This window comes from Pseudomonas sp. NBRC 111143 (assembly GCF_001320965.1).
GTDB classification, from domain to species: Bacteria; Pseudomonadota; Gammaproteobacteria; order Pseudomonadales; family Pseudomonadaceae; genus Aquipseudomonas; species Aquipseudomonas machongensis.
Genome location: NZ_BCBT01000098.1, coordinates 1 through 4,092 on the forward strand (window position 1 = coordinate 1; position 4,092 = coordinate 4,092).

General features: G+C 52.1%; 1 protein-coding gene. It reads left to right on the plus strand.

All coding sequences use genetic code 11. The features are described from left to right. Positions 1–752: 752 nt before the first annotated feature. Positions 753–4,092: NACHT domain-containing protein (locus tag APH44_RS28625; RefSeq protein ID WP_156343817.1), on the plus strand; the 3,340-nt coding region annotated here is incomplete at its 3' end.

A 4,092-nucleotide genomic window follows, 5' to 3' on the forward strand; every position in this document is an offset into this window, starting at 1 on the left:
CCGACGGTATACGTCCAGGCCCCCGAGAAACGGCATGATCAAGGACCGAGTGCCATTTTCGAGCGGCAGGCTACTGACTGATCAGAACCATGTCCAGCCACTCGATCAGCGCACAGTAGTCGGGTTCGCGGCTGAGGCTGGTGGGAGGCAGGGACCCTGCCGATATCTAGTGGGCACGGGGACGGAAACCCGCGCAGCCTTGCTAGCGGCTGCCAGGTTGACGATGGTTGACAGTTGACGAGGTTGACGCCTCCCGAAGAGAAGGGTCAGTAGCCTGGTGAATGGTTGATGGGGTTCACCACCCAGACGGGTGTGTTCACCCGGTTCACCTGTTCACTAAGCTGGGCACCCTGCTGCTAACAAAGTCCCGCGGGTTCCCAGCCCCGTGTCTCATAGGTTTGCTCAGGGTCCCCGGCACCATCGAAGCATAGCCAAAGCCCAACTCTCGCTGAAGGTGGCCCTACATGCTGGGCGTGGGTATTGACCCAAAGCTATTGAAATGGGTTTCAAGTGTTTCAAGTGTTTCGCCATCGACAACACTATGATTTATAAGAATTTTTTCTGAAAAAAACCGTGAAATAACATGTGTAACAAGAAACTTTTAGGTGTATCGGTGTTGCATGTCCACTGTGTGCGCAAGCAGCCGATACCACTTACACAGTTTCTGGATGGCGATCCGATCAATGCCTTTCTGAATGCAAGGCTAGCGCTGGTGGCCCCTTAGCCCTGCGAATAGGCCCCGCCCGTAGAAAATGTCATTATTGGTAATCAAAGCTTATAAATCGCCAGCAGGGAGCTCATCGATCAGAATGGCTAGCACGCGTGAAAAAATGGACAGTGTTCGAGCATCCAGGGATGGTCACGAATTCCACGAGGCGTGGGTCGCTCGTAAATGCCTGGGACTTCTGCTGCCCAGAGACCAGTTCGTTGGTGTTGCGATAGAGGGTTTCTCTCCCATTGATCAAACGGGTGCAGAGGACGCAGGCAACGAAATTGCCGACGCCGTTCTCTATTACGGGAAAGCTGCCTCATTTGAGCACGCCCAAAAGATCGTCGTGGTGCAGGTTAAGTACTCAAAAGCCTCGGAAGACAAAGCGTTCCGTGCAGCCGATGCGAAAAAAACCATCGAGAAGTTCGCCAAGACCTATAGGTCGCACAAGACCAAGTACGGGACTGCTCAAGCACGTGAGAAACTTCGCTTCGAGTTAGTGACAAACCGTCCAATTCTCGGCGAACTGGACGACGCGATCGCTGGGATTATTGCTGGAATTTCAGCGACAGGCACCGTCAAAGAACAGACAGACCAAATTAAATCGGCTTGCAATCTCAAGGGCAAGGATTTGGTAGAGTTCGTTAGTCGACTGAGCTTTACAGGGCTTCGAGGAGATCTACGGGAAAGCAAGCACCGGTTAGCACTGATTCTCGCAGACTGGGGTGTAGCACGTGATCCTCAGGCTAGGGTTCGACTCAACGCTATAAGAGAACTAGCGCGTGATAAAGCGAACCTTGCCAATCAGAGGCGAAATGTGATTTCACGCGCTGATATTCTGACAGCCCTGGAGTTACAAGATGAACATGAACTGCTGCCTTGCCCAGCAAGCTTTCCAGATGTGGGTACGGTTGTAGAACGCAGCCAGTTATCCGACGTCGTCGAGAAGATTCCGCAACTGACCATTCCACTGGTCATTCATGCAGATGGCGGTATCGGCAAGACAGTCTTCATGAACTCTATTGCGGCTCGACTGACTGAAAGACATCAAGTTGTTCTCTTTGACTGTTATGGAATGGGTCAATACCGCGCTCCTGGTGATGCGCGACATCTCCCGAGAAAAGGTCTGGTTCATATAGTCAACGAATTGGCATGTCGAGGCTACTGCGACCCGCTTCTACCGATCACAGATAATAGCGATGACTTAATACGGGTGTTTCGCCTTCGGATGAAGCAGGCCGCAGAAACGATTCGCCGCTTCGAACCTGACCGACAACTTGTTCTCCTGCTCGACGCAATCGATAATGCTGGCGAACATGCAAGAGATCGCGGTGAAATCTCTTTCCCTGCACTTCTGCTCGCCAGCCTAACTCACGGCGGTTCGATTTCTGGTGTGCAGTTAGTAGTGAGTACACGTACTCATCGACGTGCCATTGCAACAGGCGAAGCGACATGTGAACAGTTTGAGTTGAAGGCCTTCACGATTGATGAAACACGTGAGTTCCTGAAAACCCGGATAGAGGATCATAGTGAGGACAACACTCAAGTAGCTCAGTCTCGATCAAGAGGAAACGCTCGCGTGTTGGAACATCTGGTCGCAGATGCTCCCGCGTTATTGGCGTCCTCCGAAAAGCATAACGTAATCCAGTTGGATGAGCTACTTCGCAAAAGAATCAACTCTGCGCTAATGCAAGCCCGCAAGCAGGGCTATAGTGATATGGATATCACCACATTTTTGACCGGTCTGGCGTTACTTCCGCCACCAGTACCGGTTCGGGAATTTGCCGAAGCCAGCGGGCTTGCAGAGGGAGCAATCGCCAGTTTCGCTGCAGACCTTTCGCCACTTTTGGAGCACACGAAACACGGGCTGATGTTCCGAGATGAACCGACAGAGACCCTCATTCGAGACGAGTATTGTGGAAACAGCGACACTTTAAGCAGTCTCTCGAAAAGACTGCTTGGTATGCAGGCGACTTCAATTTATGCCGCTACCACTTTGCCCGACTTGTTGAAACAACTGGAAGACGGAGAACTGCTATTCAATCTCGCGTTTGACGAGAGAATCCCGACCACTATCAGAAGTCCTGTCAGTCGCCAAGCCATTCGACATGCACGCTTACGAGCTGCTGTGGCCTACGCTGCTGAGAAGGATGAAACAAACCGCTTGGTCCCACTTCTTGTAGAGTTGTCGACCTTGGCAGCGGTGGATCAGCGTGGCACTGATTACATCCTCGACAACCCTCACCTCACGGTCTACTCCGGCGATGCGGACTCAATACGTCGCCTTTTCGAGCTGCGCACCCATTGGCCTGGAACTCGTCACGCGCGGCTGACTATTGCTTATGGTCTCGGCGGAGACTTGGCAGATGCCTATCACCACGCCCATCGGGTTAAAGAATGGAGAACTCATTGGCTTGAGCAAGACTTCAGCGAACGCCAACTGCAGCGCGACAGAGCCGATCCGACCGCCTTAGATATGGCTGCCATACCTTTCTGCTTTCTGATCAAAGGGGAAAGTGAACGCGCGGCAGCAGATCTTAAGATGTGGATGGACTGGTACGCTTTTGAGGTGACGGAGACGTTAGTGCCTTTGTTACGCTTGGGCGCTGATATGGGAAGCCTGAAAAGCAGCTCGGTCGATGCTTTTGTGAAATCTGATCTGTTGGGCCCAGGACCGCTAACAGCGTTGATTCCCTTTTTTGACGGGAATTCATCTCTACAGAGAGCCCTGATCAGCAAACTTTCAGGCGCGTGCGAGAAAGCCCAACAGGTGAAATTAGGAGAAAAAAACTCCAGCTATAAACAACCGCGAATCATTCTCGGTTTGTTACGAGCGGCTTCAGTAGCCCTTCTTAACGGCATGAAACTCGAGGCCAAGCAGATCTTGGCCGCCACACCAATACCTGCCCCATCACTATACGTATACACAAGCGAATACTGGTCAGAAGAGATCTATCCATTTCTGGCGAAGGTGGCGCTGCTTAGCGTTTCCGATGGCCTAGAACTTCGGGAGCGCGAAATTCTTCCCGAAGAACTTACGGACCTTATTGTAGATATCCCCCCAAACATCCAGAGAGAAGAGCTCAAAGCGGCGCTAAAGCTTGAACTTGAAAAAAGATCTAGCGAGACGCACCGCAACGATAGCAGTCAGAAGTCCTTCTCCGCCGACACGAAGAGTGCCGCACTACGATTCTTAACGCACCAGTTGGAGCATTGGTTAACAATCTCCCGTGCATTTGCTGCCGGTTTCAGTGATCAGCTTGAAATTGGCCGGCGCTTAACCCCTCTACTCGATATTTGGCCGGACCTGCTTCGCTGCAATGACTACCAGTCCGGTGGAAGTGATGCGCAGCGTCATCGCCTCTTGGTGGCTGACCGACTCC